Origin of the sequence: Rhodococcus sp. 14-2483-1-2, assembly GCF_002259405.1 — a bacterium.
Lineage (GTDB): Bacteria > Actinomycetota > Actinomycetes > Mycobacteriales > Mycobacteriaceae > Rhodococcoides.
The window spans coordinates 180759-206483 of the sequence record NZ_NPFW01000006.1 but is presented as its reverse complement, the minus strand read 5'-3'; the positions used below and the strand labels follow the sequence as shown (position 1 = coordinate 206483).

The 25725-nt window shown below is 65.2% G+C and carries 24 protein-coding genes; 11 read left to right on the top strand and 13 right to left on the bottom strand.

Going from position 1 to position 25725, the window contains the following annotated elements; genetic code table 11:
* Window positions 1–72: 72 nt before the first annotated feature.
* Both CH295_RS04495 and CH295_RS04490 read left to right on the top strand, forming a co-directional pair.
* A complete protein-coding gene (locus CH295_RS04495) occupies window positions 73–2253 on the top strand; it encodes a glutamine synthetase III family protein (RefSeq protein ID WP_094739891.1) in 2181 nt (726 codons plus the stop codon).
* A gap of 198 nt (window positions 2254–2451) precedes the next feature.
* Window positions 2452–3525 carry an alkene reductase gene (locus CH295_RS04490; protein ID WP_094632960.1) on the top strand — a complete coding sequence of 358 codons (1074 nt, stop codon included), beginning with the start codon at window positions 2452–2454 and terminating at the stop codon, window positions 3523–3525.
* Between the two features lie 69 nt (window positions 3526–3594).
* Here CH295_RS04490 and CH295_RS04485 read toward each other — a convergent pair whose 3' ends face one another.
* From CH295_RS04485 to CH295_RS04475, 3 genes are read right to left on the bottom strand one after another with little or no spacing between them, the layout of a single operon-like run.
* Window positions 3595–5100: a tripartite tricarboxylate transporter permease gene (locus CH295_RS04485; RefSeq protein WP_094739890.1), complete on the bottom strand. Its 1506-nt coding sequence runs from the start codon at window positions 5098–5100 to the stop codon at window positions 3595–3597.
* A gap of 16 nt (window positions 5101–5116) precedes the next feature.
* Window positions 5117–5653 carry a tripartite tricarboxylate transporter TctB family protein gene (locus CH295_RS04480; RefSeq protein ID WP_094739889.1) on the bottom strand — a complete coding sequence of 179 codons (537 nt, stop codon included), beginning with the start codon at window positions 5651–5653 and terminating at the stop codon, window positions 5117–5119.
* Entirely contained in the window at window positions 5650–6639 is a 990-nt protein-coding gene (locus tag CH295_RS04475; protein ID WP_094632963.1) for a Bug family tripartite tricarboxylate transporter substrate binding protein, read from the bottom strand. Before CH295_RS04475 ends, CH295_RS04480 begins: the two co-directional genes overlap by 4 nt.
* 80 nt (window positions 6640–6719) lie before the next feature.
* Between CH295_RS04475 and CH295_RS04470 the strand changes: the two genes are divergently transcribed.
* From CH295_RS04470 to CH295_RS04460, 3 genes are all read left to right on the top strand, one after another.
* The gene (locus CH295_RS04470; protein WP_230596414.1) at window positions 6720–7154 is read left to right on the top strand and encodes a universal stress protein; all 435 of its coding nucleotides are present in this window, start codon (window positions 6720–6722) and stop codon (window positions 7152–7154) included.
* Between the two features lie 120 nt (window positions 7155–7274).
* Window positions 7275–8678, top strand: a complete 1404-nt coding sequence (locus tag CH295_RS04465) for a hemolysin family protein (protein ID WP_094739888.1) — start codon at window positions 7275–7277, stop codon at window positions 8676–8678.
* Window positions 8675–9694 carry a hemolysin family protein gene (locus tag CH295_RS04460; protein WP_037194473.1) on the top strand — a complete coding sequence of 340 codons (1020 nt, stop codon included), beginning with the start codon at window positions 8675–8677 and terminating at the stop codon, window positions 9692–9694. The genes CH295_RS04465 and CH295_RS04460 overlap by 4 nt, the downstream gene beginning before the upstream one ends.
* A 341-nt stretch (window positions 9695–10035) precedes the next feature.
* On the opposite strand, the gene CH295_RS04455 is transcribed toward CH295_RS04460, so the two are convergent.
* Entirely contained in the window at window positions 10036–10515 is a 480-nt protein-coding gene (locus CH295_RS04455; protein WP_037194474.1) for a DUF6764 family protein, read from the bottom strand.
* 280 nt (window positions 10516–10795) lie between these two features.
* Between CH295_RS04455 and CH295_RS04450 the strand changes: the two genes are divergently transcribed.
* The gene (locus tag CH295_RS04450; RefSeq protein WP_252341901.1) at window positions 10796–11074 is read left to right on the top strand and encodes a VOC family protein; all 279 of its coding nucleotides are present in this window, start codon (window positions 10796–10798) and stop codon (window positions 11072–11074) included.
* A 10-nt stretch (window positions 11075–11084) separates the two neighbouring features.
* On the opposite strand, the gene CH295_RS04445 is transcribed toward CH295_RS04450, so the two are convergent.
* On the bottom strand, window positions 11085–11459 hold the full coding sequence (locus tag CH295_RS04445; RefSeq protein WP_037194476.1) for a winged helix-turn-helix transcriptional regulator: 375 nt from the start codon (window positions 11457–11459) through the stop codon (window positions 11085–11087).
* A gap of 113 nt (window positions 11460–11572) precedes the next feature.
* Between CH295_RS04445 and CH295_RS04440 the strand changes: the two genes are divergently transcribed.
* Both CH295_RS04440 and CH295_RS04435 read left to right on the top strand, forming a co-directional pair.
* Entirely contained in the window at window positions 11573–12427 is an 855-nt protein-coding gene (locus tag CH295_RS04440) for an SDR family oxidoreductase (RefSeq protein ID WP_037194477.1), read from the top strand.
* A gap of 26 nt (window positions 12428–12453) precedes the next feature.
* On the top strand, window positions 12454–13071 hold the full coding sequence (locus CH295_RS04435) for an FKBP-type peptidyl-prolyl cis-trans isomerase (protein ID WP_094739887.1): 618 nt from the start codon (window positions 12454–12456) through the stop codon (window positions 13069–13071).
* A gap of 72 nt (window positions 13072–13143) precedes the next feature.
* On the opposite strand, the gene CH295_RS04430 is transcribed toward CH295_RS04435, so the two are convergent.
* Both CH295_RS04430 and CH295_RS04425 read right to left on the bottom strand, forming a co-directional pair.
* Window positions 13144–13773 (bottom strand): lipocalin family protein, encoded by a 630-nt coding sequence (locus tag CH295_RS04430; RefSeq protein ID WP_094739886.1) that lies wholly within the window; start codon window positions 13771–13773, stop codon window positions 13144–13146.
* The gene (locus CH295_RS04425) at window positions 13770–15770 is read right to left on the bottom strand and encodes an MMPL family transporter (protein ID WP_170945748.1); all 2001 of its coding nucleotides are present in this window, start codon (window positions 15768–15770) and stop codon (window positions 13770–13772) included. The genes CH295_RS04430 and CH295_RS04425 overlap by 4 nt, the downstream gene beginning before the upstream one ends.
* 207 nt (window positions 15771–15977) lie before the next feature.
* On the opposite strand from CH295_RS04425, the gene CH295_RS04420 reads away from it, so the two are divergent.
* Window positions 15978–16457, top strand: a complete 480-nt coding sequence (locus CH295_RS04420; protein ID WP_037194479.1) for a MarR family winged helix-turn-helix transcriptional regulator — start codon at window positions 15978–15980, stop codon at window positions 16455–16457.
* Between the two features lie 279 nt (window positions 16458–16736).
* The gene (locus tag CH295_RS04415) at window positions 16737–17075 is read left to right on the top strand and encodes an STAS domain-containing protein (protein WP_230596416.1); all 339 of its coding nucleotides are present in this window, start codon (window positions 16737–16739) and stop codon (window positions 17073–17075) included.
* A 152-nt stretch (window positions 17076–17227) separates the two neighbouring features.
* Here CH295_RS04415 and CH295_RS04410 read toward each other — a convergent pair whose 3' ends face one another.
* From CH295_RS04410 to pruA, 3 genes are all read right to left on the bottom strand, one after another.
* Window positions 17228–17416, bottom strand: coding sequence for a hypothetical protein (locus CH295_RS04410; protein ID WP_037194480.1), 189 nt, complete (start codon window positions 17414–17416; stop codon window positions 17228–17230).
* 105 nt (window positions 17417–17521) lie between these two features.
* Window positions 17522–18466 carry a proline dehydrogenase family protein gene (locus CH295_RS04405; protein ID WP_037194481.1) on the bottom strand — a complete coding sequence of 315 codons (945 nt, stop codon included), beginning with the start codon at window positions 18464–18466 and terminating at the stop codon, window positions 17522–17524.
* Window positions 18463–20112 carry an L-glutamate gamma-semialdehyde dehydrogenase gene (gene pruA, locus CH295_RS04400; protein WP_094739885.1) on the bottom strand — a complete coding sequence of 550 codons (1650 nt, stop codon included), beginning with the start codon at window positions 20110–20112 and terminating at the stop codon, window positions 18463–18465. The genes CH295_RS04405 and pruA overlap by 4 nt, the downstream gene beginning before the upstream one ends.
* 99 nt (window positions 20113–20211) lie before the next feature.
* On the opposite strand from pruA, the gene CH295_RS04395 reads away from it, so the two are divergent.
* Entirely contained in the window at window positions 20212–21783 is a 1572-nt protein-coding gene (locus CH295_RS04395; RefSeq protein ID WP_094739884.1) for a PucR family transcriptional regulator, read from the top strand.
* Here the strand turns inward: CH295_RS04395 and CH295_RS04390 are convergent.
* From CH295_RS04390 to mmsA, 3 genes are all read right to left on the bottom strand, one after another.
* On the bottom strand, window positions 21768–22784 hold the full coding sequence (locus tag CH295_RS04390) for a LacI family DNA-binding transcriptional regulator (protein WP_037194486.1): 1017 nt from the start codon (window positions 22782–22784) through the stop codon (window positions 21768–21770). The two genes, CH295_RS04395 and CH295_RS04390, sit on opposite strands and share 16 nt — an antisense overlap.
* 74 nt (window positions 22785–22858) lie before the next feature.
* Window positions 22859–24190: a multiple monosaccharide ABC transporter permease gene (gene mmsB / locus CH295_RS04385; protein WP_094632972.1), complete on the bottom strand. Its 1332-nt coding sequence runs from the start codon at window positions 24188–24190 to the stop codon at window positions 22859–22861.
* Complete coding sequence (gene mmsA / locus CH295_RS04380) at window positions 24187–25725, bottom strand: multiple monosaccharide ABC transporter ATP-binding protein (protein ID WP_094739916.1); 1539 nt, start codon at window positions 25723–25725, stop codon at window positions 24187–24189. The genes mmsB and mmsA overlap by 4 nt, the downstream gene beginning before the upstream one ends.

Below are 25725 nucleotides of genomic sequence, written 5' to 3'. Positions count from 1 at the left end.
CGCGTTCGTACAGTCGCCGGGTCGGACTCCGCAAAATCCAGCTGTGGAGCAGCACCTTGTCAAGGGGTAGCCATGAGTGGAAATACCGTACGCCTGCAGGCGATCAAAGACGTCGAGGCGTATGTGCCGCCTGCGGTCAGCTTCGTCGGAGACGAGAAGCCGGGCGAGATCTTCGGTGAGAACGTCTTCAGCAAGGTCGTCATGCAGAAGCGTCTGCCCAAATCGGTCTTCAAGTCCGTGATGGCGACGATCGACAAGGGCAAGAAGCTCGATCCCATGGTCGCCGACGCGGTCGCGTCCGCGATGAAGGACTGGGCTCTCGAGAAGGGTGCGACGCACTACGCGCACGTCTTCTACCCGCTCACCGGACTGACGGCCGAGAAGCACGACAGCTTCTTCGACCCCGTCGGTGACGGCAGCGCACTCGCCGAATTCGCAGGCAAGACGTTGATCCAGGGCGAGCCCGACGCCTCGAGCTTCCCCAACGGCGGCCTGCGCAACACGTTCGAGGCGCGCGGATACACCGGTTGGGACGTCACCAGCCCGGCGTACGTGCTCGAGAACCCGAACGGCAACACCCTGTGCATCCCGACGGTGTTCGTCTCGATGACCGGTGAAGCCCTCGACCACAAGACGCCGTTGTTGCGTTCGCAGCAGGCGATGGGCGGACATGCCGAGCGCATCCTGAAGTTGTTCGGGCACGAGAACATCGAGAACATCGTCTCGTTCTGTGGTCCGGAGCAGGAGTACTTCCTCGTCGACCGACACTTCTTCCTTGCCCGTCCCGACCTGCTCAACGCCGGTCGCACCCTGTTCGGCTCGAAGCCGCCCAAGGGCCAGGAATTCGACGACCACTATTTCGGAGCCATCCCCGAGCGTGTCCTCGGCTTCATGATGGACACCGAACGCGAGCTGTTCAAGCTCGGCATCCCGGCCAAGACCCGGCACAACGAGGTCGCACCAGGACAGTTCGAGATCGCCCCGATGTTCGAGCGCGGAAACATCGCAGCCGATCACCAGCAACTGTTGATGACGACGTTCAAGACCATCGCCAAGAAACACGGCATGGAGTGCCTGTTCCACGAGAAGCCCTTCGAGGGTGTCAACGGCTCCGGCAAGCACGTCAACTTCTCCCTCGGTAACTCCGACCTGGGATCGCTGCTGGTTCCCGGCGACAACCCACACGACAACGCGCAGTTCCTCGTCTTCTGTGCCGCCGTCATCCGCGCGGTGCACAAGTACGGCGGTCTGCTGCGCGCCTCGGTGGCGTCGGCGACCAACGATCACCGCCTCGGTGCCAACGAGGCTCCGCCCGCGATCATCTCGATCTTCCTCGGCGATCAGCTCGCCGACGTGTTCGACCAGATCGCCAAGGGTGCGGCCACGTCGTCGAAGGGCAAGGGCACCATGATGATCGGTGCCGACACCCTGCCCGTGCTGCCGACCGATCCCGGCGACCGCAACCGAACCAGCCCGTTCGCCTTCACCGGCAACAGGTTCGAGTTCCGCGCCCCCGGTTCGATGCAGACGGTCAACGGCCCGATGGTCACGATCAACACGATCATGGCCGAGGCTCTCGACTACATGGCGACCAACCTCGAAGCGGCCGTCGCCGACGGCACCGATTTCGACACGGCCGTGCAGAACCTGTTGACGGAGATCATCACCGAACACGGCACGGTGGTGTTCAACGGCGACGGCTACTCCGACAACTGGCAGATCGAGGCCGAGGCACGCGGCCTACCGAACCTGCGTACGACGCTCGACGCATTGCCCGAGCTGATCTCGGATTCGGCTATGGAACTGTTCGAGAAGTACAAGGTCTTCAACCACCGAGAGATGCACTCCCGCTACGAGATCGGGCTCGAGCAGTACGCGCTGACCGTGTTCGTCGAGGCGCGTCTGACGCTGGAGATGGGTCAGACGTCCATCCTGCCCGCTGCGGTGCGCTACCAGACCGAGTTGGCGCAGAACGTCAGTGCGCTCAAGGGCGCAGGCGTCGACGACGTGGACATGACTGCGCTGCAGGCGGTGTCGGCTCCACTGTCGGAGCTGCGCGCAGCGTTGGCGACGTTGAAAGCCGCTCTCGAAGCCGACCCCGGCGGCGAGGCCCTCGCGGAGGCCACCCACGCCAAGGACGAGCTGCTGCCTGCGATGGCCGCCGTTCGTTCCGCAGCGGACACCCTGGAAGCAATGGTGGCGGATGATCTCTGGCCGCTGCCGACGTACCAGGAGATGCTCTACATCCTCTGAGTGCCTTCGGCAGGAGCTGGAGCCTGCGGAACGACCAGATAGGGCAGTGGTGTGGATAAGTGCCTCAGGCGGCACTCAACCACACCACTGTTGTTTTCGGCGTGAGCAATATCTCGAGGCGGAATAGCTCGGTGGATCTTTCGGGTTCGGAGTGGACAGTGGCAAAGACTGTGCACGCACTCGTGAGGAGAGAGATCCATGAAGTTGTTTTCCCCGTTGGAGCTCGGTGACCTGAAGCTCGACAACCGTTTGGTGATGGCCCCGCTCACGCGGGTTCGGTCCGGTCAGGACGGCGTGCCGGGCCCACTGGTGGTCGAGCACTACAAGCAGCGCGCGTCCCTCGGCCTGATCGTCAGCGAGGGCACCTACCCGAGCCATGCCGGCCAGGGCTTCCCCGGTCAGCCCGGTCTGGTCACGGACGAGCAGATCGAGGGTTGGCGCAACGTCGCCGACGCGGTGCATGCCGACGGCGGACTGATCGTCGCGCAGGTCATGCACGCGGGTCGGGTCACGCACGAGGCGACGACGGGTGGCCGTGAGGTCGTCGGACCCAGTGCGATTGCCATCGACGGCGAGACCCACACGTACGAGGGCAAGAAGGCGTACCCCACCCCGCGCGCGTTGCGTGAGGACGAGTTGCCGTCGGTGATCGAGGACTTCGTGCAGGCGTCGAAGAACGCGATCGCGGCCGGCATGGACGGCGTCGAGATTCACGGTGCCAACGGATACCTGTTGCACGAGTTCCTCTCGCCCGCATCGAACCAGCGCGACGACAAGTACGGCGGCTCGCCCGAGAACCGGGCGCGTTTCGTCGCCGAGGTCGTCGAGGCAGTGGTCGCAGCCCTGGGCGCAGGCAAGGTGGGCATTCGAATCTCACCGGCGCACAACATTCAGGATGCGCTGGAGACGGATTCCGACGACGTGCGTGCCACCTACCGTGCGTTGGTCGACCGAATCGCACCGTTGGGGCTGGCGTATCTGAGCGTGTTGCACAAGGATCCGGCCGGCGAGCTGGTTCAGGACCTGCGGCAGGCCTTCGGTGGTGCCGTACTGGTCAACAGTGGCTTCGGTGAGATCACCAACCGCGACGAGGCGCTGTCGCTGCTCGACAACGGCATCGGTGACGCAGTCGTCGTCGGCCGTCCGGCGATCGCCAACCCCGATCTTGCCTACCGCTGGCGCGAGGATCTGCCCCTGAACGAGCCGGATCCGAGCACTTTCTACACCGATGGTGCCAAGGGCTACACGGATTACCCGGCTCTGCAGCACTGAGAGTGCTTCGCAGTGGTGTGGTTCACGTGCCCCGGAGGGCACTTAGCCACACCACTGCGCGGAGCGCACTCAGAAGTCGGCGGTCTTGCGGGCGCGGACCTTGCTGACGATCGAGAACACCACGGCGATGATCATCAGTGCGTACAGCACGATGGTGATGCCGCTGCTGACGAGGATCGACGGGTCGCCCTCGCTGACGGCCAGTGCGCGTCGCAGTGACTCCTCGGCCAGCGGGCCGAGGATCACTGCGATCAACACCGGTGCCAACGGAATGTCGTAGCGGCGCATCATGAATCCGACGATGCCGAGCCCGAGCATGAAGATCAGATCCACGATCGAGGCGCTCGACGCGTACACGCCGAGGGCGGCGAACACCGAGATGCCGGCGTAGAGGTAGTTCTTCGGGATCTTCAGCAGCTGCGCCCACAACGGTGCGAACGGCAGGTTGAGGATCAGCAGCACGATCATCGCGACGAACAGACTGGCCAGCAGGGCCCAGACGATGTCGCCGCTGCGCTCGAACAACAGTGGTCCGGGCTGCATGCCGTACTGCTGGAAGGCAGCCAACATGATGGCCGCCGTCGCCGACGTCGGCAGACCCAGAGCCAGTAGCGCTCCCATTGCCGTTCCGGCCGTGGAGTTTCCGGCGGCCTCGGGACCCGCGACGCCTCGGATGGCACCCTTGCCGAACATCGGCTTCTCGCGCTTGCGATCGAGCCGACGCTCGGTGCCGTAGGCCAGGAAGCTCGGCACCTCGGCGCCGCCCGCTGGTATGACGCCGAACGGCACGCCGAATGCCGTCCCGCGCAGCCAGGCCGGGAGTGCTTCGCGGAACTCCGCCTTGCTCAGCCACGGTCGTCCCTGCGACTTGATCAACGAACGATCCTCGGGCCGGCCGATCTTCGACGCGATGTGGATGACCTCACCGAGAGCGAGCATCGCCACGGTGATGACGACGATGTGGATGCCGTCGAACAGGGCCGGCACCTCGAAGGTGAATCGTGAAGCGCCCGAGGGTCCGTCGATACCGATCACCGCGAGGGTGAGGCCGATGAGCAGGGCGGTCAGACCTTTGAGGGCGGAATCCGAGACCACCGCCGAGGTGGCGATGAACGCGAACACCGCGAGTGCGAGATATTCGGCGGGTCCGAAGTTGGTCGCCAGCGCCGCAAGCGTCGGGGCGAAGAACACGACCAGGGTCGTGGCGATCATGCCACCGATGAACGACGCGATGGCCGAAGTCGCCAAAGCCTGTGGGGCGCGGCCGTTCTTGGCCATTCGATGTCCCTCGAACGTACCGGCGATGGCGGTGCTGTTGCCGGGGGTGTTCATCAGGATGCCCGAGATGGAATCGCCGAACAGGCCGCCGAAATACACTCCGGCGAACATGATCAGGGCAGCGGTGGGGTCGAGAGTGAAGGTGACCGGCAGCAGCAGGGCCACCGCCATGGCAGAGCCGAGACCGGGCAGCACGCCCACAGCGGTGCCGAGCAACGCGCCGACGAATACCCACACCAGGTTCATCGGAGTCAGCGCGGTGCCGAACCCGTCGAGAAGATTACTCAATGAATCCATCGGAAATTCAGCTCCGTCAGAAGATCTGGGCGAGAACGCCGCCGGGCAAGGTCAGGCCGAGGCCCGCGGAGAATACGATCTGGACGGTGCTCGAGACCAGCAGTGCGACTGCCGCGTCGAACACGTAACGGCGACCACCCAATCCGATCGAGACGCCCCAGAACAGCAACGCTCCGGCAAGTACCCAGCCGAGCGGGTCGAGCAGGGCGATGAACAGGGCCACCGATCCGACGGTGATCGACAGGGTGCGCCAATTGCTCACGGTGCCGGTGTGCGGCACGCCGTCGGCGTCGACTCCGCGGTCGATCACGTCGGGCTTGACCATCAGTTGGATGGTGATCAACAGTGCGACCACGAAGCAGCCGCCTGCAACGATGGCCGGAAAGACCTGCGGGCCAGGTGATGTGGCGGTGGGTGGAACCTGCATCGTGACGGTTCCGTAGACCAGGAAGGCTCCGAGTGCGACGAGAAGTGCCGGAACGATCAATCCGCTACGGCCCGTCCAGAACGATCGGGACGTACCGGTGTCCGTGTCGGTGGTCGTTGTTGTCATACCAGCCCCAACTCCTCGAGAATTCCGGTGATGCGTGTCTGCTCGACGTCGAGGAATTCTCCGAATTCGTCTCCGGTCAGAACGGATTCCTTCCAGCGGTTGCGCTCGACGGCCGTCGCCCATTGCTCGGTCTCGACCATCTCGGTGACGATGTCGACGAGCGTCTGTCGGTCCTCGTCCGAGATCCCCGGGGGCGCAACGATTCCGCGCCAGTTGACGAGGTCGACGTTGTAGCCCTGTTCGATGAACGTGTCCACGTCGAATCCCTCGAGCGGCTCGGGTGCAGCCACTGCGAGTGCACGCACGTTGCCTGCCTCGATCTGGTCGCGGAAGTCGTTGAACCCGCTGACCGCGACGCCGACGGTGTTCGACAGCAGCGACGTCAGCACCTCGCCGCCGCCGGAGTAGGCGATGTAATTGATTGCGGCCGGATCGATGTCGGCTTCCTGGGCCAATTGGCCCGCCACGATGTGGTCGATGCCGCCGAGCGACCCGCCGCCGATCGGGAGGCCTCCGGGGTTGGCGCGCCAGGCCTCGATCATGTCCTCGAGATTCTGGATCGGCGAGTCCTTCGGGACGACGAACACCTCGAAGTCCTCGGCGAGTTTGGCGATCGGAACGGTGTCGGCGAGGGTGGTCTCGGAGTTGTTGATCGCAATGCCGCCCAGCATCACGGTGCCGGTGATCATCACGGTGGTGGGCTGACCGCTGAGGTTCTCGAGTTGGCTCAGACCGATGGTGCCGCCGGCACCGGGGACGTTGACGACCTGGGCGTTGTTGACGATGCCATCGCTGCGCAGCGCTTGCTGCGACTCGCGGGCGACCAGATCCCAGCCGCCGCCCGCGGCAGCCGGAGCGATCAGTGTCAGTTTGGCTCGGGCATCGGAGCCGCTGGCACTGCGAGCGGCGTCGATTCCCGCCACGGTCACCGCTCCCACCACCGCCAGGGCACCGACTGTTCGAAGCAACGTGGGCGGTATCGCCATCAGAGACCTTTCGTGTGGTGTGTCACAGCGTCAGGTTAGATACAGTTTGTCCGATTAGTCCAGTTCACAACTCTCCGAGGGTGATCCTCGGTGGATACGAGCAACGAGCAACGGGAGAGAACGTGTCGGTAGCGAGCGCAGTGGCAGTAGCGATGAGCAACACACCGGAGGGTCAGGAAGCGTTGCGCCGCGGTGCCGCCGAGGCCGAGCTGCGTCAGGCCCCGTTGATCGTGTTGTCCGTGGTGGACCGAGATTCGGTGTCCGCGGACGATCGCAATTCGGCGCAGGCAGAGGTCGAGCGAACACTGCCGGGGATCGCGACCACCGTGCGTGTCGAACCCGACGGCGGCGACCCGGCCGGCGCTCTCGTCGACCTCGTCGCAGACGTCGGTGCAGGCATGGTCGTGATCGGCTCCAAGCGTCGTTCCGCGGTGGGCAAGTTCCTGATGGGCAGCACCGTGCAGCGGGTGCTCCTGGACTGCCCGGTTCCCGTACTCGTCGTGAAGGCGCCGTGACCCGGTAGTATCGGACAAACTTCACCCCATACGACCCCGAGGAATCATGGACAGCGATAAACCCGGGCCGGACACGGCCCCCCGCACCACAGCTACTACGTGCGAGGCGGTGTCCGGCGAATGAGCGTTCTGCTCACTCTTCTGCTCGGCCTGCTCGTCGTTTTCCTCATCACCGTCGCGACCGGCTACTTCGTAGCCCAGGAATTCGCGTACATGACCGTCGACCGGTTCCGGCTCAAGGCTCGCGCCGAGGCCGGTGACGCCGTCGCAGCTCGTACGTTGACCGTCACCAAACGCACGTCGTTCATGCTGTCCGGTGCTCAGCTGGGCATCACGGTCACCGGACTGCTGGTCGGCTACGTCGCCGAACCTCTGATCGGTCAGTCGTTCGGCGCGATACTGGGCGGCGTCGGAGTTCCGACGGCCGTCGGTGTCGGCCTGGGTGCCGTTCTGGCGATCACGTTCGCGACGTTCGTGCAGATGCTCTTCGGTGAACTGTTCCCGAAGAACTTCGCCATCGCCCGCCCCGAGCCGGTGGCTCGATGGCTCTCGCTGTCGACGACCATCTACCTCAAGCTCTTCGGGTGGTTGATCACCATTTTCGACCAGTCGTCGAACCTGCTGCTCAAGGCGCTCAAGATCGAGCCGGTGCACGACGTGGAGCATTCGGCCAGTCTGCGCGACCTCGAGCACATCGTCTCGGACTCGCGTGAGACCGGCGATCTGCCCGACGAGCTGTCGACGCTGCTCGACCGCATCCTCGACTTCCCCACTCGCACAGTCGAACACGCGATGATCCCGCGCTCTCGTTCGGCCACGGTCCGAGACACCGACACCCTCGCCGAGGTCGCGGCCCTGATGGGTCAGGAGCATTCTCGCTACCCGGTGCTCGACGAGGACGACGGCATCGTCGGCGTCGTGCATCTCGCGGACGTCCTGTCCGCGACGGTGCCGGCTTCCACGCCGATCTCCGAGCTCACGCGTGACGCGCTGATCCTTCCGGAGATCCAGAGCCTGCCCGACGCGATGCGCGAGTTGCGTTCGACGAAGAACCAGTTGGCTTGTGTCATCGACGAATACGGCGGTCTGACCGGCGTCATCACGATCGAGGACCTGGCCGAGGAGCTGGTCGGTGAGATCACCGACGAGCACGACGACGACCTGTCCGACCCGAGCCCGGTCAGTGCCGACGACGGCAGCTGGACCATGGCCGGTGAGGTGCACGTCGACGAGGTCGAACGCGCCATCGGTATCGATCTGCCCGAGGGCGATTACGAGACCATCGCCGGTTTTGCCATCGCGCACAACGGATCTCTCCCCGACGTCGGGGAACGGATCGAAGTGGACCTACCACCGGACAACGCCGATCTGGCGAACGACGAGGAGAGTCCCGTTCGCTTCGTGATCCTCGAGATCGAGGAGATCGACAGCCACGTCCCGTCCCTGCTGACTCTGACGCTCGGCGAGCGTGACCCCGAGCACGACGACGAGTCGGCCGAGACGAAGGAAAGTGTGCACCGATGAGCAACATCTGGGTCTTCCTGGCCGTCACGATCGGCCTCATCGCTGCCAGTGCGTTCTTCGTGGCCGTCGAGTTCGCGCTGTTGGCCGCCAAGCGGCATCGGCTCGAAGACGCGGCTCCCAATTCGCGCTCTGCGCGTGCCGCGCTCCGCAGCTCGTCCGAGCTGACCGTCCTGCTCGCCGGCTCGCAACTCGGCATCACGGTCTGCACCCTCGGCCTCGGCGCAACGACGAAGCCGGCGGTGCACTACTGGCTCACTCCGCTGTTCGAGAGCGGCGGCCTGCCGTACTGGTTCGCCGACGTTCTCGGCTTCGTGCTCGCGTTGATCGTCGTCACCTTCCTGCACCTGGTGGTCGGTGAGATGGCTCCGAAGTCCTGGGCCATCGCCCATCCGGAGAAGTCGGCGACGATGCTCGCAATCCCGATGCGCGGGTTCATGTTTCTCACCCGTCCGGTTCTGACGGCACTGAACAACATGGCGAACTGGTGCCTGCGACGGGTCGGCGTCGAGCCGGCCGACACCGTGGGTACCGGCCAGAACGCCGACGATCTACGTCAGCTGGTGGAGCATTCGGTGAACGTCGGTGCTCTCGACGCCAGCTACCAGGCGCAGATCTCGAGTGCGCTCGAACTGCAGGAACTGACCGTCGGCGACCTGGTGCGCCAGTTCGGCAAGCCCACGTCGGTACCGTCGACGGCCACCATCGACGACGTGCGCGAAGCCTCGCGTCGCTCGGGGCATCTGCGGATCCTGGTCAGCGACGCGGACGTGGTCAAGGGAGTGGTGCACGTGCGCGATACGTTGACCGCTCCGCAGACTCTCGCCGAGATCACGCGTCCGGCATACACGCTCGAGGCGACGACGCCGGTATACGTTGCCCTGCAGTCGATGCGCGAGACCCGGCATCATCTGGCCCTGGTGGTCGACGGTTCGGCGGCTGCAGACGATCCGGCGCGCAGCGTCGGCGTCGTGACTCTGTCCGATGTGCTGACCCGACTGTTGCCCCAACCGGTCTGATTCGATTCCGGTTTCGAACGAGGCATCCCCGCCCGGCCTGCGTGGCCGAGCGGGGATGCCTTTGTCGTGTCCGGCCTCAGAACTCAGACCGGGGCGACAACCAGCAGGTGCGCCCAGTACGACGCGACGTCGTGGCCGAGTTGGGGGAGCAGAACGTCGTAGAGCAGGTAGGACATCATTGCCGTCGAACTCCTTGTTCAGCGGGTCGTTGCCGGCCCGCGTTCCGAGACTGTGGGTGACCGAGACTGTAGGTCATTGAGACTGTAGATCACGCGGCCTTCGGTGACACCCATATCGCCCACTCGGCGCACTCCGTTGCGCAGAGCCCCCCGTAGCGCGCGTCAGCCGATGCAGCCCTGCAGAGTGGTGAAGCTGCCGGCAATTCCGGCACCGTCGCACACCGCGCCGGTCGGGGTGAGGGTGATGGTGGAGCCCGGTGCTGCCACCGCGATGGAGAGTCCGAGGCCGGCTGCGGTGTTCTGCGCGACGGCACCGGGGCCGAAGGCGATCGCTGCAGGCGCACCACCGAAACTGCCGTTGCTGACTGCGGTTCCACCATTCAGTCCGAGGGCCAGGGCGGCTGCGTTGTTCATCGCCTCGGCCGAACCCCACCCCTCGAGGCCGAGGCCGGCCGCAGCACTTGCGACGTCCGCGGAGCTGTCGCACTGCGATCCTCCGACGAGCGCAGCGACGTCGGCCCCTCCGGGTGCGGTGGTACAGGCGACCGGTGCTGCGGATGCGGTGCCGGGTACCAGTGCTGCGAACGCGCAGGCGAATCCGAATGCTGCCGCTCCGCCGACAATCCTCTTGGTGTGGAACATGGTGAATGCCTCCCCAGATCAGTGCGTCGGCACCGGTGTGCCGAGCGTGTCGGTCGCCGGGCCGAGGTTGCGGACGGCCCGCACGTCCTGGCTTCGAGTCTCGACCTGCCCGGGCGCGGCGCGGGTTCATCGGGATCTCGAAAGCGTCTCGGTAAAGTAACGCTGAGATAACGCAACCTGGTGCTGTTCTCGGTCCCTACGATGAGGCCATGATCGGACGCATCGACGAGGTCGTTTTCGACTGCCGAGAGCCGGCGGTGCTGGCGCGATTCTGGGCCGGGTGCTCGGCGGAGAGCCGACGGTGCGCGACGAGTCGTGGCATTTCGTCGACGTCCCCGGGTTCACTCGGTTGGCATTTCAGCGAGTCCCGGAGGGCAAGGCCGGCAAGAACCGGCTCCATCTCGACGTCGATGTATCGGATATCGACCGTGCCGTCGGGCAGGCTGTGGCACTGGGCGCGAGGGTGCTCGGCGACCGACACTCCGACGCAGCGGGAACCTTTCAGGTGCTCCTCGACCCCGAAGGCAACGAGTGGTGCCTGGTGACGCCTCCCGCGTGAGCCCGGCCGATCAGCGGGCGTCGTGTTCGGCGCGTGATTCGAGAACGGCAGGCATGTTGCCCTCGATGAGTTCGATGAGACCGCTCAATCGGGTGCCGACGTCGCGGCCCAGCGGAGTGAGGCTGTACTCCACCTTCGGTGGGATGGTCCCCTGCACGGTGCGCACCACGAGCCCGTCCCGCTCGAGGGTCTGCAGGGTCTGCGAGAGCATGCGCTCGCTGACGCCGTCGACTCGTCGGCGTAACGCATTGAATCGGTAGTCGCCCTCGGTGAGGGCGGCGAGCGCGAGCACACCCCACCTGCTGGTGGCGTTCTGCAATGTCTGCCTCGACGCACAGTCACGCGCGAAGACGGATGCTTCGAGTGATTCCGTGGGCTCTGGCATATCGCCATGCTAGCGCATGCGAAAGAGTGAGTGATGACGTGAGGGGTTGCACTGCACGAAAAGTAAGTGCATAGTGAGTGGGTACTTGAAACCTCAACCTCAGGAGTTCGATCATGACCACAGCGGTAACCGGAGCAACGGGCAACCTCGGCGGACTCGTCGTCGACGCACTCATCGAGCGTGGCGTCGCACCCGCCGACATCGTGGCGGTCGTCCGAAACGCAGACAAGGCCTCGTCGCTGGCCGAACGGGGCGTCGTGGTTCGGGTCGCCGACTACTCCGATTCCGCCGCGATGACGGCGGCTCTCGCGGGCGTCGACAAGCTGCTGCTCGTCTCGGGCTCGGAGGTAGGCCAGCGAATTGCGCAGCACATCAACGTGATCGAGGCAGCGGAGGCCGCCGGAGTGGGCCTCATCGCCTACACCAGCCTGCTCGCCGCCGACACGTCGGGAGTGAGCCTCGCGCCCGAGCACAAGGCCACCGAGGAACGCCTCGCCGCGTCCGACATTCCGGCGGTATTTCTCCGCAACGGCTGGTACTGGGAGAACTACCTCGGCTCGCTCGCACAGACCATCGAGGGCGGGGTGCTCCTCGGCGCGGCAGGCAACGGCAAGCTCGCCGCCGCGTCTCGCGTCGACTTCGCCGCCGCGGCCGCAGCCGTACTGACACTCGACGATCAAGGTGGAAAGATCTACGAGCTCGGCGGCGACGAACGCCTCACCTACGCCGAGCTTGCGGCCGTCATCGGCGAGCTCTCCGGCAAGTCGATCGTCTACAAGGACGTCACCGAGTCCGAGTACGCCGCAATTCTTCAGGGCGCGGGACTGCCCGACTTCGTGGCAACCATGTTGGCCAGCGCGGACGCAGGAATCGCTCGCGGCGAGCTGGATACCGATTCCGGAGACCTGCAGACCCTGATCGGTCGTGCATCCACCCCGGTCGCAGACGTACTCCGCGCCGCTGTGTGACGGGCACCGGGGGCGGTACTTGTAGCGTGGGCGCGGTGAATCACTCCTACACCCGCACCGTGTTCCTGGCCGCCTCCGTCTTGCTCGCCCTGCTGACGGGTGCGTGCAGCTCGGACTCCGACACCTCGTCCGCGGCGACCTCCACCTCCTCGGCGTCGTCCGCCGCCGGTGCCGCGGCCGCCTCGAGCACCTGCCCCACGGCGACACCCGACGCCGCAGCCACCCCCGGATGGACGCTGGCCGGGGACTCCGGCAGCATCGCCGTCGTCGGATCGACCGACACGGCCGCGCCCGCTGTCACCGTCGAGACGCCGTTCACCGTCGCCGAGACGCAGGTCGAAACTCTGACGGCGGGGGACGGGCCGGTCGTCGCAGCCGACGCCGAGGTGTCCGTCTGCTACATGGGCGTCAACGGACGCACCGGCGAAACGTTCGACAGCAGCTTCGAGCGGGGCGCGCCGGTCGAATTCCCACTCGACGGAGTCGTCGCCGGCTTCCAGAAGGCCATCGCCGGACAGACCGTCGGCTCGACCGTCGCCGTGGCGGTCACCTCGGCCGACGGCTATGCGAGCGGCAATCCGGCAGCTGGAATCGAGCCGGGCGACAGCTTGATCTTCGCGATCTCGATCCTGTCCGCGAGCTGAGTGCGGTCCGCACAGTGGCGCGGTTGAGTCCCCCCTGGGGCACTCAACCGCGCCACTGCGGCTCCGCCGCAGTTACACCGTCGAGAGCTGCTGAATCGTCGTCGCGCCGCCCGGGGTGGGCGTCGTGGTGATGAAGTTCGAGTCGTAACCCAGCGATTCGACGACGCTGCGGATCTCGCGGAACTGATCGACGCTGACGTCGGGCGTGCGCTTGAGCACAAATCCGGACGTGCGGGTGGGGCTTCCGACGAACGCCCACGAGTAGTCGTCAGCGATGTAGGCCACGATGTAGTTGGTCGGCCCCTCCTGGCTCTCCTGTGTGGGGACGCCCGGGAAGCTCACGTGCAGTTGGGCATTGGTGACGGTGTCGTTGACTCGTGCGTTGCCGACGATGCGGTTCTCCTGGCCCGTCCAGGTGGTGCAGGTGTTCTCGACGCGAATGTTGGACGCGTCGATCATCTGGTAGTTCGCCTGGGTGTCTCGGGCGCAGATCAGGTTGAACGGCTGCGGTACCGCGGCAACCTGGTTCCAGGTGCCCAGGTAACGCTCGACATCGAGCGACGGGATCGGAGCCAGTGGCTCGAGGCCGACCGATCCCAGCGGTCCGACCGGCTGTGCCTGAGCCGGGGCCGCGGTCAGCAGTGCACCCGCGGCGAGGGCGCCGACGAGTGCGGTGCGGCCGAATGCGTTGCGGATCTTCATGTGTTCGCTCCTTGAGTTGCGGTTGTGGTCGTGCTCGAGTCGATCCTGTTCGGCCACCAGATCCCCGGGCCGATGAGGGTGAACAGGGCGGGAATCACCACGGTGCGTACCACGAAGGTATCGAGCAGAATGCCGAGTCCGACGATGATGCCGAGTTGGGTCAGGGTGATCAGCGGTAGGACGCCGAGCACGCAGAAGACTGCTGCCAGAACGATTCCGGCGCTCGTGATGACACCTCCGGTAGCCGAGACCGCCCGCACGATGGCAGACCTGGTGCCGTGCCGAGGCGTCTCCTCGCGGGTGCGAGTGACCAGGAAGATGGTGTAGTCCACTCCGAGCGCGACCAGGAACAGGAACGCGAACAGCGGAGTGTTGTCGTCGAGGGCGGGGAATCCGAAGACGTGCAGGCTCACCCAGCTGCCGACTCCGATGGCGGCCACGGCGCTCAATACCGTTGTGGCAACCAGGATCACGGGTGCAACGAGGGCGCGCAGCAGTACCAGGAGCACGGCGAGCACGACCGCAAGGATCGCGGGAATGACCACGAGGCGATCGCGGGCCGCTGCGTCGCTGGTGTCGAGTGCTTTGGCGTCGCTGCCGCCCACCAATGCACGGTCCACACCGGTGAGTGCGGCGCGGAGATCGCCGACGACGGCGAACGACTCGTCGGATGCGGGGGCCGCATCGGTGACGACCGAGAGCCGGGTGAGTCCGGTGTCGGAATCCGCGACGCGATCGACCGAGACGACGCCGTCGATGCCCTCGGCGGTGCTGATGACTCCGTCGATGTCTGCGGTGGGAGCGAGGACCGTCATCGGATCGGCTGATCCGGCCGGGAAGTGCTGGGAGAGAGTGTCGAAGCCTTCGACGGATTCGGCGGTGACGCGGAACTGCTCGGTTTGTGAGAGTCCGATCTGAGTCCCGAACAATGCGCCGCAGCAGGCCAGTAGCGCAACGATCGTGACCGAGGCGGTGGCGACGGGGCGTCGGGCAACGCCTGCGGCGATCGAGTGCCAGACGCCTTCCGTGGTGGTGTCCCGGTCCGATTCCTTGGGAACGAAGGGCCAGAACAGCTTCGGACCGCACAGTTTCAGCAGGGGCGGCAGTACGAACAGCACGAACACTGCTGCGACGACGAGGCCGGCCGCGGCCAGCGCCCCCAGGCTGCGGGTGCTCGGCAGCATCGCGAGGAGCAAGGTCAGCAGTGCCAGCACGACGGTTGCGTTGCTGGCGAGGATGGCGGGCCCGGCCTGGCGAACAGCGCGGTGCAGGGCGAGGCGATGATCGGGCTCGCGACGCAGCTCCTCGCGGTATCGAGAGATGAGCAGCAGTGCGTAGTTCGTGCCTGCGCCGAACACCAGCACACTGGTGATTCCGGAGGTCGAACCGTCGAAGGAGAGGCCGGTGGCCTGGGCGAGCACGGTGCCGACGGTGGTGGCGAATCGGTCGGCGAAACCGATGACGGCCAACGGCACCAGCCAGAGGATGGGCGATCGATAGGTGACGATGAGGAGGACGGCCACCACGAGTGCGGTGACGGCGAGAAGTGTGAAGTTGGCACCGGAGAACGAGTTCGCGATGTCGGCACCGAAGGCGGGTCCGCCGGTGACCTGAGCATCGAGATCGGGTGACAGGCCGTCGCTCGCAGCGGACCGCAGTTCGGTGATCAGTTCGTTGAGCGTGAAGCCCGACAACTCGGAATCGACCTGGACCAGCGCAATCGCAGCTTTGCCGTCGGGTGCGACGATCGGGGGCGGGCCGGGCTCGTCCGGCACCGAGCGATCGACGGCGAGGAGCCTGCTCTGCGCGGCAGCTGCGCCCTCGATATCGGTCGGTGTCAGGTCGCCGCCATCGGCGCGGCTCAGAACCAGGATCACGGGTGCGGTGTCGGAGTCCGAGAACTGGGAGAGCAGCTCGTCCACCTGGTAGGACTCGGCCGACGTCGGCAACGAGTTCGGCGATTGGTCGGCGGAATCGTTGCTGCCGACCAATCCCATCACGGCGACCGCGAGGATGACGATCGCTGCCGCCAAGGCACCGGATCTACGCCCGGTGGCTGCGTCCGCGACACGGTCCCAGACGGTCTTGTTCTCGGTTCGAGTGCTGTCCACGGTCAAACAATCTCATTTACTTAGATATTAAGCAACTGAATCTCTTGCGGGCAGTAGTCTGACGATGACCGCAGCGAAGGAGTTACCACCGACATGGCCGACCGAAACCACCTCGAATCCGCGATTTCCGCGGATCTACGAGCGCTGTCGTCGGTCTCCGAACAGATCGGCCAAGTGTTCGGTGCTCTACACAGCCTGCGGCCCAACGACTTTCGTGCGCTTCTTCACGTCATGGTCGCCGACGTCGAGGGTGCGCCGCTGACGGCGGGGGAACTGGGCACGATGTTGGGGCTGTCGTCGGCGGCGATGACCTACCTCGTCGAGCGGATGATCACCTCCGGTCACATCCGCCGCGAATCCGACGCATCCGATCGACGCAAAGTCATTCTGCGATACGACGAGCACGGGATGGAGGTCGCTCGCGGGTTCTTCGGCCCCCTCGGCAAGCGCACGAGCACCGCGTTGGCAGACCTGCCCGATGATGATCTCGCCGCCGCGCATCGGGTGTTCGAAGCGCTCATCGGAGCCATGCGAGAACACCATGCCGACCTGGGAAACAGCGGTCGCGCGTAAGGTGCCTGCGCGGCGCGGTGTTCGAACTGCTGGTGGGCGGCCTGTGCAGAACCGATGCTGGACGCTGAGGCTGCCTGTGACGTAGGGTTGGCCCTGGTTGAGCTAACAGCCGGTCACGGGGAAACGCAGCGAAGTCGGCGTCCGGGTCAGGCAACATTCTGCTCCCGCTGCGTCAATCGGTTTCCCCCTCAGTTCGACCGATCGATGGGATCTGCCATGAGTGTTGAATCTTCAGGCAACAAAGTTCGAACCACCCCGGTGACAGTCGCGGAGAAGTCCGTGTCCGTCGCAGCAACCGGAGCAATCTTCACTGCGCACGACGGCCCCGACGGCTCACTCGTCGTCGCCGTCCACGGCGACATCGACATGCGCAGCGCGCCGATGTTCTCCGATTTCGTCTGCAGCCGCGTGTCCAGCAAACGGCATGTCACCCTCGATCTGCACAATGTCGAATTCTTCGGCATCGCAGGTCTCACAGTCTTCGATGCAGTCCGTGACTACACGGCCGGCATCGGCGCATCATGGTCGATCGTCGCCGGACGCTCTGTTTCGCGTCTGCTCCAGGTCGCCGATCTCGAGTCCACGATTCCGACGGCTCGTCCTACGAACGACCAGTAGTACCCCGGCGTTCATCGCCGCGACAAGAGGTGGGCAGCTCCAGTACCGGGGCTGCCCACTGTTCGTTCGAACCCCGATTCCACAACGGACGACCCTGCTCGACGGTATGGCCGTGGCTCAGGATCGTCCGAAAGTGTTTCGGCTCAGGCGAACTAGTCCTTGGTTCCTTCGGAGTCGCTGAAGAACGCCCACTCGCCGTCGTGCTCGACCTCGAGTCGCCACCCCAACTCCTCGTTGTCGGCGCGGCTGTCCTTGAACCAGGCGTGCGCGTCCTCGGAACTGGAGATGTCCTTGGTCTCGACAACGGTTCCGTGCGGATCGATAACTCTGTAATTTGCCATGCAGCCAGGGTGCCCCGATGTCGCAGAACCTAATCCACGCCAGAACGCCGAGAGGAAGCGGCGGCCGACTCCTGGGTGCGGGAATCGAGTACTTCGGTGAACCCGCTACGTACGCGAGAGCACCGATCGCGCGAAGAACATCAGATTCGCCGGACGCTCGGCCAGTCTGCGCATGAAGTAGCCGTACCACTGCGATCCGTACGGGACGTACACGCGTACGTTGCGCCCGGCGTCCACGAGTCGACGCTGCTCGGGATCACGGATTCCGTAGAGCATCTGGAACTCGAACTCCTCGGACGACCGTCCTGCGGCCGCCGCCAACCTGTCTGCCGCCTCGATCATCTCCGGGTCGTGCGAGGCCACCATGGGGTAACCGCGGCCGTTCATCAGGATCGTCAGGCACCGGAGGTAGGAGTCGGAGACCTCCCGTGCACCCTGAAATGCCACCGACGACGGTTCGTTGTACGCACCTTTGCACAGTCGGATTCGAGATCGCGGCCCGGACAGGTCCTGGCAGTCCGCTTCGGTGCGCCGCAGGTATGCCTGCAGCACCGTCCCCAGATCCGGAAAGTCCACGCGCAGTTCGCGGACGATCGACAGGGTCGAATCGGTGGTGGTGTGGTCCTCGGCATCCACCGTCACCCACACCCCGGCCGCAGTGGCAGCGGTGCAGATCGTTCGTGCGTTCTCCAGCGCCAGGGTTCGGTCGATTCCTTGGCCGAGCGCAGACAGCTTGAGCGAGATCTCCAGGGCTGTCGCATCGGCCCGGCGAGTCGAAAAGCGTTGTATCAGGGAGAGATACGCGTCCACGGTTGCTCTCGCCTGGCCTCGGTCGGTGGTGTCCTCGCCGAGGTAGTCCACCGAGACGAACCGGCCCGACGCCAGCAGGGCGTCCACTGCAGTGACGGCCGCAGGCTCGGATTCGCCTGCCACGAAACGGTCGACGAGGGATCGGGTGGCGCGTAGCCGCGTCACCGTCGCCTGCAGTTTCGGTGAACGTGCCGCCGCCAGCAGGGCAGGCCGCAGCGGATTGCTCAGTAGCGTGGTCATCGCGTGCCCTCGCCTTCCTGGTGTGGGTAGCCGTGGGTGGTCGGCGGAACGAACGTTTCCTTCACGGTGCGGGCCGAGGTCCACCGCAGCAGGTTCTGCGGCGAGCCGGCCTTGTCGTTGGTTCCCGACGCGCGGGCTCCGCCGAACGGCTGCTGTCCCACCACTGCGCCGGTGGGTTTGTCGTTGACGTAGAAGTTGCCTGCGGCGAATCGCAGTGCCGCATGGGCCTGTTCGACGGCGGTGCGGTCGGTGGCGATGACGGCTCCGGTCAGCGCGTACTTCGATCCGGAGTCGACGGCGCGCAGTGTCTCGGCATAGGCGTCGGGCCTGCTGTCGTCGTAGACGTGCACGGCGAGGATCGGGCCGAAGTACTCGGTGGTGAAGGCCTCGTCGGTGGGGTCGTCGCCGAGAAGCACCGTGGGGGAGACGAAGTACCCCTCCGTGTCGTCGCAGCTACCGCCGGCGGCGATGGTCAGGCTCGAGACGGACTTGGCTCGGTCGAGAGCAGCTGCGTTGCGGTCGAACGCCTTTCGGTCGATGACGGCTCCGCCGTAGTTGGACAGGTCGGTCACGTCACCGTACTTCAACGCCGAGACCTGCTCGATGAACGTATCGCCCATCGAGGCCCACAGAGATTTCGGTACGAACGCCCGGGACGCTGCCGAGCACTTCTGTCCCTGGAAGTCGAACGCACCGCGAATCATGGCGGTGGTCAGCACATCCGGATCGGCCGAGCTGTGCGCGACGATGAAGTCCTTGCCGCCGGTCTCGCCGACGAGCCGTGGATACGAGTGGTAGTTCGAGATGTTGTTGCCCACCTCGCGCCAGAGCGTCTGGAACGTCGCGGTGGACCCGGTGAAATGGATTCCGGCCAGACGCGGATCGGCGAGGGCCACGTCGGACACCATCGGCCCGTCGCCGAGGACGAGGTTGATGACCCCCGGTGGCAGACCTGCGGCTTCGAGCAACTGGAGCGTCAGATACGCGGCCACTGCCTGGGTGGGCGAGGGCTTCCACAGCACGGTGTTGCCCATCAACGCGGGCGCGGTGGGTAGGTTGCCTGCGATGGCGGTGAAGTTGAACGGGGTGATGGCGTAGACGAAGCCCTCGAGTGGACGGTATTCGACGCGATTCCACACTCCCGGTGCCGATACGGGCTGCTCGGCGAGAATCTGCCGGGCGAACGTGACGTTGAACCGCCAGAAGTCGATCAGCTCGCAGGGTGCGTCTATCTCTGCCTGGTAGGCCGACTTGGACTGACCGAGCATCGTTGCAGCAGCAATTCTTTCGCGCCACGGACCGGACAGCAGATCTGCGGCCCGCAGGAACACCGCGGCGCGCTCGTCGAAGGGGAGATCGCGCCATGCGGGGGCTGCTGTCGTCGCGGCGTCGATGGCGTCGCGCACATCCTGGTGGGTGGCCCCGGTGAAGCTGCCGATGATCGACGAGTGCTTGTGCGGTTCGACGACGTTCTCGACCGGGCCGTCGGCCCGGCGGTGAACCCCGCCGATGACCTGACGGATCTCCACGGGGGAGGAACGGAGTTCGCTCAGGCGGCTGTGCAAGCGGGCCCGTTCCGGACTACCCGGGGCGTAGGTGTTGACCGGCTCGTTGGTGGGGGTCGGTACGGATGTGACGGCGTCCATGGCTGCTCCTCGTCTTCGGCGTGTGCTGCTCATTGAAGTCCGATCCGCTCGTCGTTCAATCAGCCCGTCGGCCAAAGAATTCGTGATCTACTTGTCCGTATGGCCAATACGGTGTCGCTGCGTTCGATGCTGACCTCTCTGCACAGCGCCGTCGTCGAACTCGTCCTCGCGCCCGCGGGAACGGACATGGCCGTCGAGTCCGTCGCGCTGCTCGATACCGACGACCTGCGCCTGCCTCCGGGAACTGCGTCCGACCTGACGCTGCTGGTCGGCGTGACCGAGGCCGATGTGGTGCGGTGGTTCGACGATCTCGCGTTGCGCCCCGTCGCAGACCGACCGCTCGCGGTGCTGACCAAAGTCGCAACCTCGACGGCGCTGTCCCACGGTGCGCGGGAGACGGGTATCGCATTGGTCGCGGTGCACCAGCAGACACGGTGGGAGCTCCTGCTGTCGATGATGCGCGGAGTCCTGGACCAGGTGCGCGCCCAGAGCCCCGACGACGGATTGTTCGGAGCCGACACCGACCTCTACGAACTCGCGCAGACGGTGGCGTCACTGACGAAGGGCATGGTGAGCATCGAGGACGAGCGCTCACATGTGTTGGCCTACTCGGCATCCGACGACGCGGCCGACGAACTGCGGACCCTGTCTATTCTCGGACGTGAAGGGCCGGCCGACTACCTGCGCAGACTGCACGAGCGAGGGGTGTTCGATCGACTCCGCCGCACCGACGACGTGATCGACGTACCGGCCGATGCCGAACTGGGCATTCGTAGACGGCTCGCCGTCGGTATACGCCGAAGCTCAGGCAGCGCAACGACTCTCGGGACGATCTGGATACAGGAGGGCTCCGCCCCACTCGCCGCCGACGCCGACGCGGTACTGCGCGGTGCCTCGGCCGTCGCGGCCCGACTGATCACCCGCATCGCGAACGCCCCGACCAACGAGGCCCTGCAGATTCAGCGCCTGCTCGGGGCCAGGGGCGGCGGTGTCGACGTCCCGTCGCTGGCGTCGGCGCTGTCGATACCCACCTCGGGATCCGCGGCGGTCGTCGGATTCGCTGCCTGCGGAGAATTCGAGATCAGCGCCCTGGCACCGTCCATTCGACTGCATGCCAGCGCTTTTCGGCGAGACTCGTTGGTCACCATCATCGGTGAGAGAATCTACGCACTGTTTCCCGGGGTGGCGTCGGGCACGGGGATCGCGGCGTGGACCGCCGATGCCGTCGGGCGGATCGAGGTGCGTACCTCGCTGGCGCTGCGTGCCGCGGTCGCTGCGCCGATCGCCGATCTCGACGGGGTGGCCGTGGCCAGATTCGAGGTGGACCGAGTGCTCGACGGCACCACCGGCGAGGTGCGCGTCACGACGCTGGAAGAGTCGAGAACCTCGGTGTTGCTGGGCGAAATCCTGGAACTGATCACCAATCACGACCAGCTGCGAGACCCACGCATCACCGCCCTCGACCGCTACGACGCCACCAACGACTCCAGAATGCGCGAGAGTCTCGAGTTCTATCTGGCGTGCTTCGGCGACGTTCGGGCTGCCGCCGAGCGACTGCACATTCACCCGAACACCCTGCGCTACCGCATTCGACGCGTCGAGCAGATTCTCGATCTCGATCTCACCGATTCCGACGCACGTCTCCTCGTCGAGATTCAGTTGCGTATGTGAGCGCCGCCGGTGCTCGCTCGGATCACGAGGGTCGGTTCGATACTCGAACGCCTCGTGCTTCGGTTTCCGGTGTCGATCTGGTCGAGCAGAATTTCGACGCTTCGCACGCCGACGTCGGTGAATTCCTGGCGGATGGTGGTCAGGGGCGGCGAGAAGAATTCCGCGTCGGGAACATCGTCGAAGCCGACCACGCTGACGTCCTCCGGCACTCGCTTTCCGTGGACGTTCAGTGCGCGTAGCACCCCGAGCGCCATGGAGTCGTTGCCTGCGAACACTGCGGTGACGTCGGCGTTCCGGGCCAGTTCGCTGCCGGCCAGAAAGCCCGATTTCGCGGTCCAGTCGCCGCTGAGGGTCGCCGGTGGTTCCACGCCGGCATCCTCGTGGGCCATCCGCCATCCGGTGACGCGGTCGGCTGCCTCGTACCACCCCAGCGGGCCGGCAACGTGCCACACGGCGCTGTGTCCGAGCGAGAGCAGATGTTCGGTCGCGGCTCTGGCTCCGGCGATCTGGTCCACCGAGACGACGGCCAGATCACCGGCAGGCGAGCCCTCGACGGCGACCAGCGGGAGCTCCCCGGCCAGATCGGCTATGTCACCGCCGTCGGTTCGCAGAGGCGCGATGACGACGACGCCGTCGACACCCTGCTTCTGCAACCGGCGCACGCAGGTGATGATCGCCGACTCGTCGAACGAGGTGGGCACGCCGACCACCACGGAGTAGCCGGCGTGACGGGCTGCGTACTCGACGCTGTAGAGCGTCGACACCGGACCGTAGAGAGCGTTTCCGGTCCCCACGATTCCGATGGTCTTGCTGCGGCCGGTGACCAGAGCGCGTGCAGCAGTGTTCGGTCGGTACCCGAGCTCCGAGATCGCCTGAGCCACCTTGTTTCTCGTCGCTTCGGTCACGTTGGGATGACCGTTGATGACGCGGGAGACGGTTTGATGAGACACGCCTGCGAGCCGGGCGACGTCGGTCATGGCGGGTCCGCGAGTCGGTGTCATCTTTGCCGAGCCTCCCTTCCTGGTCGAAGACAATCACAGCATGCCCGGTCCTGCGGTGCCCGCGACCGTGTCGATTACGTGGGTGTGGTCACCGCAGAACCGGTCGTGGTGGGCGCAGGCTTACCGGGCTCGGCACCGGAGAACATCTCGGCAGGCACGGGCACCCCCAGATAGCTGCTCGGAGGCGCAGCCTTGTCACCCTTGTTGCCCTTGCCGCTCGCTGCTCGGCGCTTGGTCCAGATGTCGAACGCCACCGCGGCGAGGAGTACCAGGCCCTTGACCAGCTGAACGCGCTCGCTGGGCGAACCGATGAGGGACATTCCGCTGTTGATCACGGCGATGATGAGTCCACCGGTGAGCGCGCCGACGATGCGGCCGACGCCGCCCTGTACTGCTGCACCGCCGATGAATGCCGCCGCGATCGCGTCGAGCTCGAAGCCGTTGCCTGCGGTGGGGCCCGCCTGATTGAGGCGGCCGGCGAAGATGATTCCGGCGAGGGCGGACAGCACGCCCATGTTCACGAAGATCCAGAAGGTGACCGGCTTGACCTTGATGCCGGACAGCGATGCGGCGTGGATGTTTCCGCCGATGGCGTACACGTGCCGACCGAACACCGTCCGGCCTGCCAGCGTGGAGTATCCCATCACCAGTACGGCGAGAAGGATCAGCACGTACGGCAGGTTCTTGAAGCGCGCCAGCTGTACGGCGATGGCGAGAACCAGGCCGCCGGCCAGAATCATCTTGGTCAGAAACAGTGGCATCGCGTCGACGGTCTGCCCGTACTTCTGCCGACCCGTCCGAGAACGCCACTGAGTGAACACGATTCCGGCAACGGCAAGGATCGCGACGAGAAGGGTGAAGATGTCCGCGCCGCCGAGCGGCCCGAGGCCGACGTTGCCCATGAAGCCCGGGAGGAAGCCGTTGGAGAGAGTACGTACGGGCCCGGGGAACGGTCCGATGCCCTGGTTACCGAGAACGATGAGGGTGACCGCGCGGAAGATGAGCATGCCTGCCAGGGTCACGATGAACGCCGGAATGCCGAAGTAGGCAACCCAATAGCCCTGCCACGCTCCGATCAGACCGCCGATGATCAGCGTGATGAGCACCGCGAGCGGCCACGGCACGTTCTGCTGGACCATCAGCACACCGGAGATCGCTCCGGTGGCCGCGACGACCGATCCGACGGACAGGTCGATGTGGCCCGCGATGATGATCACGACCATGCCGATGGCCAGGATGAGGATGTACGAGTTCTGGACCACCATGTTGCTGATGTTCTGCGGGACCAACAGTTGGCCGCCGGTCAGAACGGTGAACAGCAGGATGATCAACGCGAACGCGATGAATATCCCGCTCTGGCGGAGGTTTCGCGTGAGCAGCCCCCGGACGGTCGACAGCTGATTCATCGAAGTACTCCTGTTCCACGGGTCATGAGGTGCATGAGGGATTCCTGTGTCGCGTCCTCGCGAGTCACCTCGCCGGTGATCCGGCCTGCGGACAGCGCGTAGATCCGGTCGCACAGCCCGAGCAGTTCCGGTAGCTCGGAGGAGATCACCAGAACTGCCTTGCCCGCGTCGGCGAGACCGTTGATGATCGAATAGATTTCGAACTTCGCGCCGACGTCGATACCGCGCGTCGGTTCGTCGAGAATGAGCACATCGGGATCACTGAAGATCCACTTGCTCAGCACGACTTTCTGCTGATTGCCGCCGGAGAGCTTGCCGACCACGGCTGAGACGTTCGGTGCCTTGATGTTCATGCTCTTCCGGAAGCCCTCGGCAACCTTGAATTCCTGGTTGTCGTCGACGAAACCGCCGGTCACCAGTTTGTCGAGGGCCGCAGTGGAGATGTTGCGCTTGATGTCGTCGATCAGGTTGAGGCCGTATCGCTTTCGGTCCTCGGTCGCATACGCGATCCCGTGATGGATGGCATCGCTGACGGACTTGACGTGAATTTCCTTGCCGTACTTGTACAGACGCCCCGAGATGTCGATGCCGTAACTGCGTCCGAAGACACTCATGGCCAACTCGGTGCGTCCGGCACCCATCAGGCCCGCCAGCCCGACGATCTCACCACGGCGCAGCGTCAGATTCGCCCCGTCCACCACGGTCCGGCCGTGCTGGGTCGGGCTGTGTACGGTCCAGTCCTCGATGCGTAGAACTTCCTCTCCCACAGTGGATTCGTGGGGCGGGAACCTGTGCTCGAGATCGCGGCCGACCATCAGTGAGATGATGCGATCCTCGGTGACCTCCGGGTTGCGCATGTCCAACGTCTCGATGGTTCGGCCGTCGCGAATGATCGTCGTCCGGTCTGCGATGGCCGCGATCTCGTTGAGCTTGTGCGAGATGATCACGCACGTGATTCCCTCGTCTCGAAGACCGCGTAGCAGGTCGAGAAGATGAGACGAGTCCGAATCGTTCAGTGCTGCAGTCGGTTCGTCGAGGATCAGCAGCGTCACGTCTTTCGACAATGCCTTCGCGATCTCGACGAGTTGCTGCTTGCCGACGCCGAGATCGCCCACGACGGAGACGGGGTTCTCCCGCAGCCCTACCCGGTTCAGTAGGGCTGCGGCCTCGGAGTTGGTGCGGTTCCAGTCGATGAACCCGCGCCTGGACCGCTCGTTGCCGAGGAAGATGTTCTCGGCAATGGACAGATGCGGACTCAGCGCGAGTTCCTGGTGAATGATGACGATGCCCTTGGATTCGCTGCTCCTGATATCGGAGAACGCGCACGGCTGACCGTCGAACACGATCTCTCCGTCGAAAGTTCCGTGCGGATACACACCCGACAGCACCTTCATGAGAGTCGACTTTCCAGCGCCGTTCTCACCGCAGATCGCATGGATCTCGCCGCGCTCCACCGTGAGCGTGACGTCCTGGAGCGCCTTCACTCCGGGAAACGTCTTGGTGATGCCGTGCATCTCCAGAATCTGGCTCGTCAT

Excerpts from the sequence above, each read along its gene's own strand:
- CH295_RS04495 (WP_094739891.1), top strand. The coding sequence starts at position 73 with ATGAGTGGAAATACCGTACGCCTGCAGGCGATCAAAGACGTCGAGGCG.
- CH295_RS04490 (WP_094632960.1), top strand. The coding sequence starts at position 2,452 with ATGAAGTTGTTTTCCCCGTTGGAGCTCGGTGACCTGAAGCTCGACAAC.
- CH295_RS04485 (WP_094739890.1), bottom strand. The coding sequence starts at position 5,100 with ATGGATTCATTGAGTAATCTTCTCGACGGGTTCGGCACCGCGCTGACT.
- CH295_RS04480 (WP_094739889.1), bottom strand. The coding sequence starts at position 5,653 with ATGACAACAACGACCACCGACACGGACACCGGTACGTCCCGATCGTTC.
- CH295_RS04475 (WP_094632963.1), bottom strand. The coding sequence starts at position 6,639 with ATGGCGATACCGCCCACGTTGCTTCGAACAGTCGGTGCCCTGGCGGTG.
- CH295_RS04465 (WP_094739888.1), top strand. The coding sequence starts at position 7,275 with ATGAGCGTTCTGCTCACTCTTCTGCTCGGCCTGCTCGTCGTTTTCCTC.
- CH295_RS04460 (WP_037194473.1), top strand. The coding sequence starts at position 8,675 with ATGAGCAACATCTGGGTCTTCCTGGCCGTCACGATCGGCCTCATCGCT.
- CH295_RS04455 (WP_037194474.1), bottom strand. The coding sequence starts at position 10,515 with ATGTTCCACACCAAGAGGATTGTCGGCGGAGCGGCAGCATTCGGATTC.
- CH295_RS04445 (WP_037194476.1), bottom strand. The coding sequence starts at position 11,459 with ATGCCAGAGCCCACGGAATCACTCGAAGCATCCGTCTTCGCGCGTGAC.
- CH295_RS04440 (WP_037194477.1), top strand. The coding sequence starts at position 11,573 with ATGACCACAGCGGTAACCGGAGCAACGGGCAACCTCGGCGGACTCGTC.
- CH295_RS04430 (WP_094739886.1), bottom strand. The coding sequence starts at position 13,773 with ATGAAGATCCGCAACGCATTCGGCCGCACCGCACTCGTCGGCGCCCTC.
- CH295_RS04425 (WP_170945748.1), bottom strand. The coding sequence starts at position 15,770 with ATGGGATTGGTCGGCAGCAACGATTCCGCCGACCAATCGCCGAACTCG.
- CH295_RS04420 (WP_037194479.1), top strand. The coding sequence starts at position 15,978 with ATGGCCGACCGAAACCACCTCGAATCCGCGATTTCCGCGGATCTACGA.
- CH295_RS04410 (WP_037194480.1), bottom strand. The coding sequence starts at position 17,416 with ATGGCAAATTACAGAGTTATCGATCCGCACGGAACCGTTGTCGAGACC.
- CH295_RS04405 (WP_037194481.1), bottom strand. The coding sequence starts at position 18,466 with ATGACCACGCTACTGAGCAATCCGCTGCGGCCTGCCCTGCTGGCGGCG.
- pruA (WP_094739885.1), bottom strand. The coding sequence starts at position 20,112 with ATGGACGCCGTCACATCCGTACCGACCCCCACCAACGAGCCGGTCAAC.
- CH295_RS04395 (WP_094739884.1), top strand. The coding sequence starts at position 20,212 with ATGGCCAATACGGTGTCGCTGCGTTCGATGCTGACCTCTCTGCACAGC.
- CH295_RS04390 (WP_037194486.1), bottom strand. The coding sequence starts at position 22,784 with ATGACACCGACTCGCGGACCCGCCATGACCGACGTCGCCCGGCTCGCA.
- mmsB (WP_094632972.1), bottom strand. The coding sequence starts at position 24,190 with ATGAATCAGCTGTCGACCGTCCGGGGGCTGCTCACGCGAAACCTCCGC.
- mmsA (WP_094739916.1), bottom strand. The coding sequence starts at position 25,725 with ATGACGAGCCAGATTCTGGAGATGCACGGCATCACCAAGACGTTTCCC.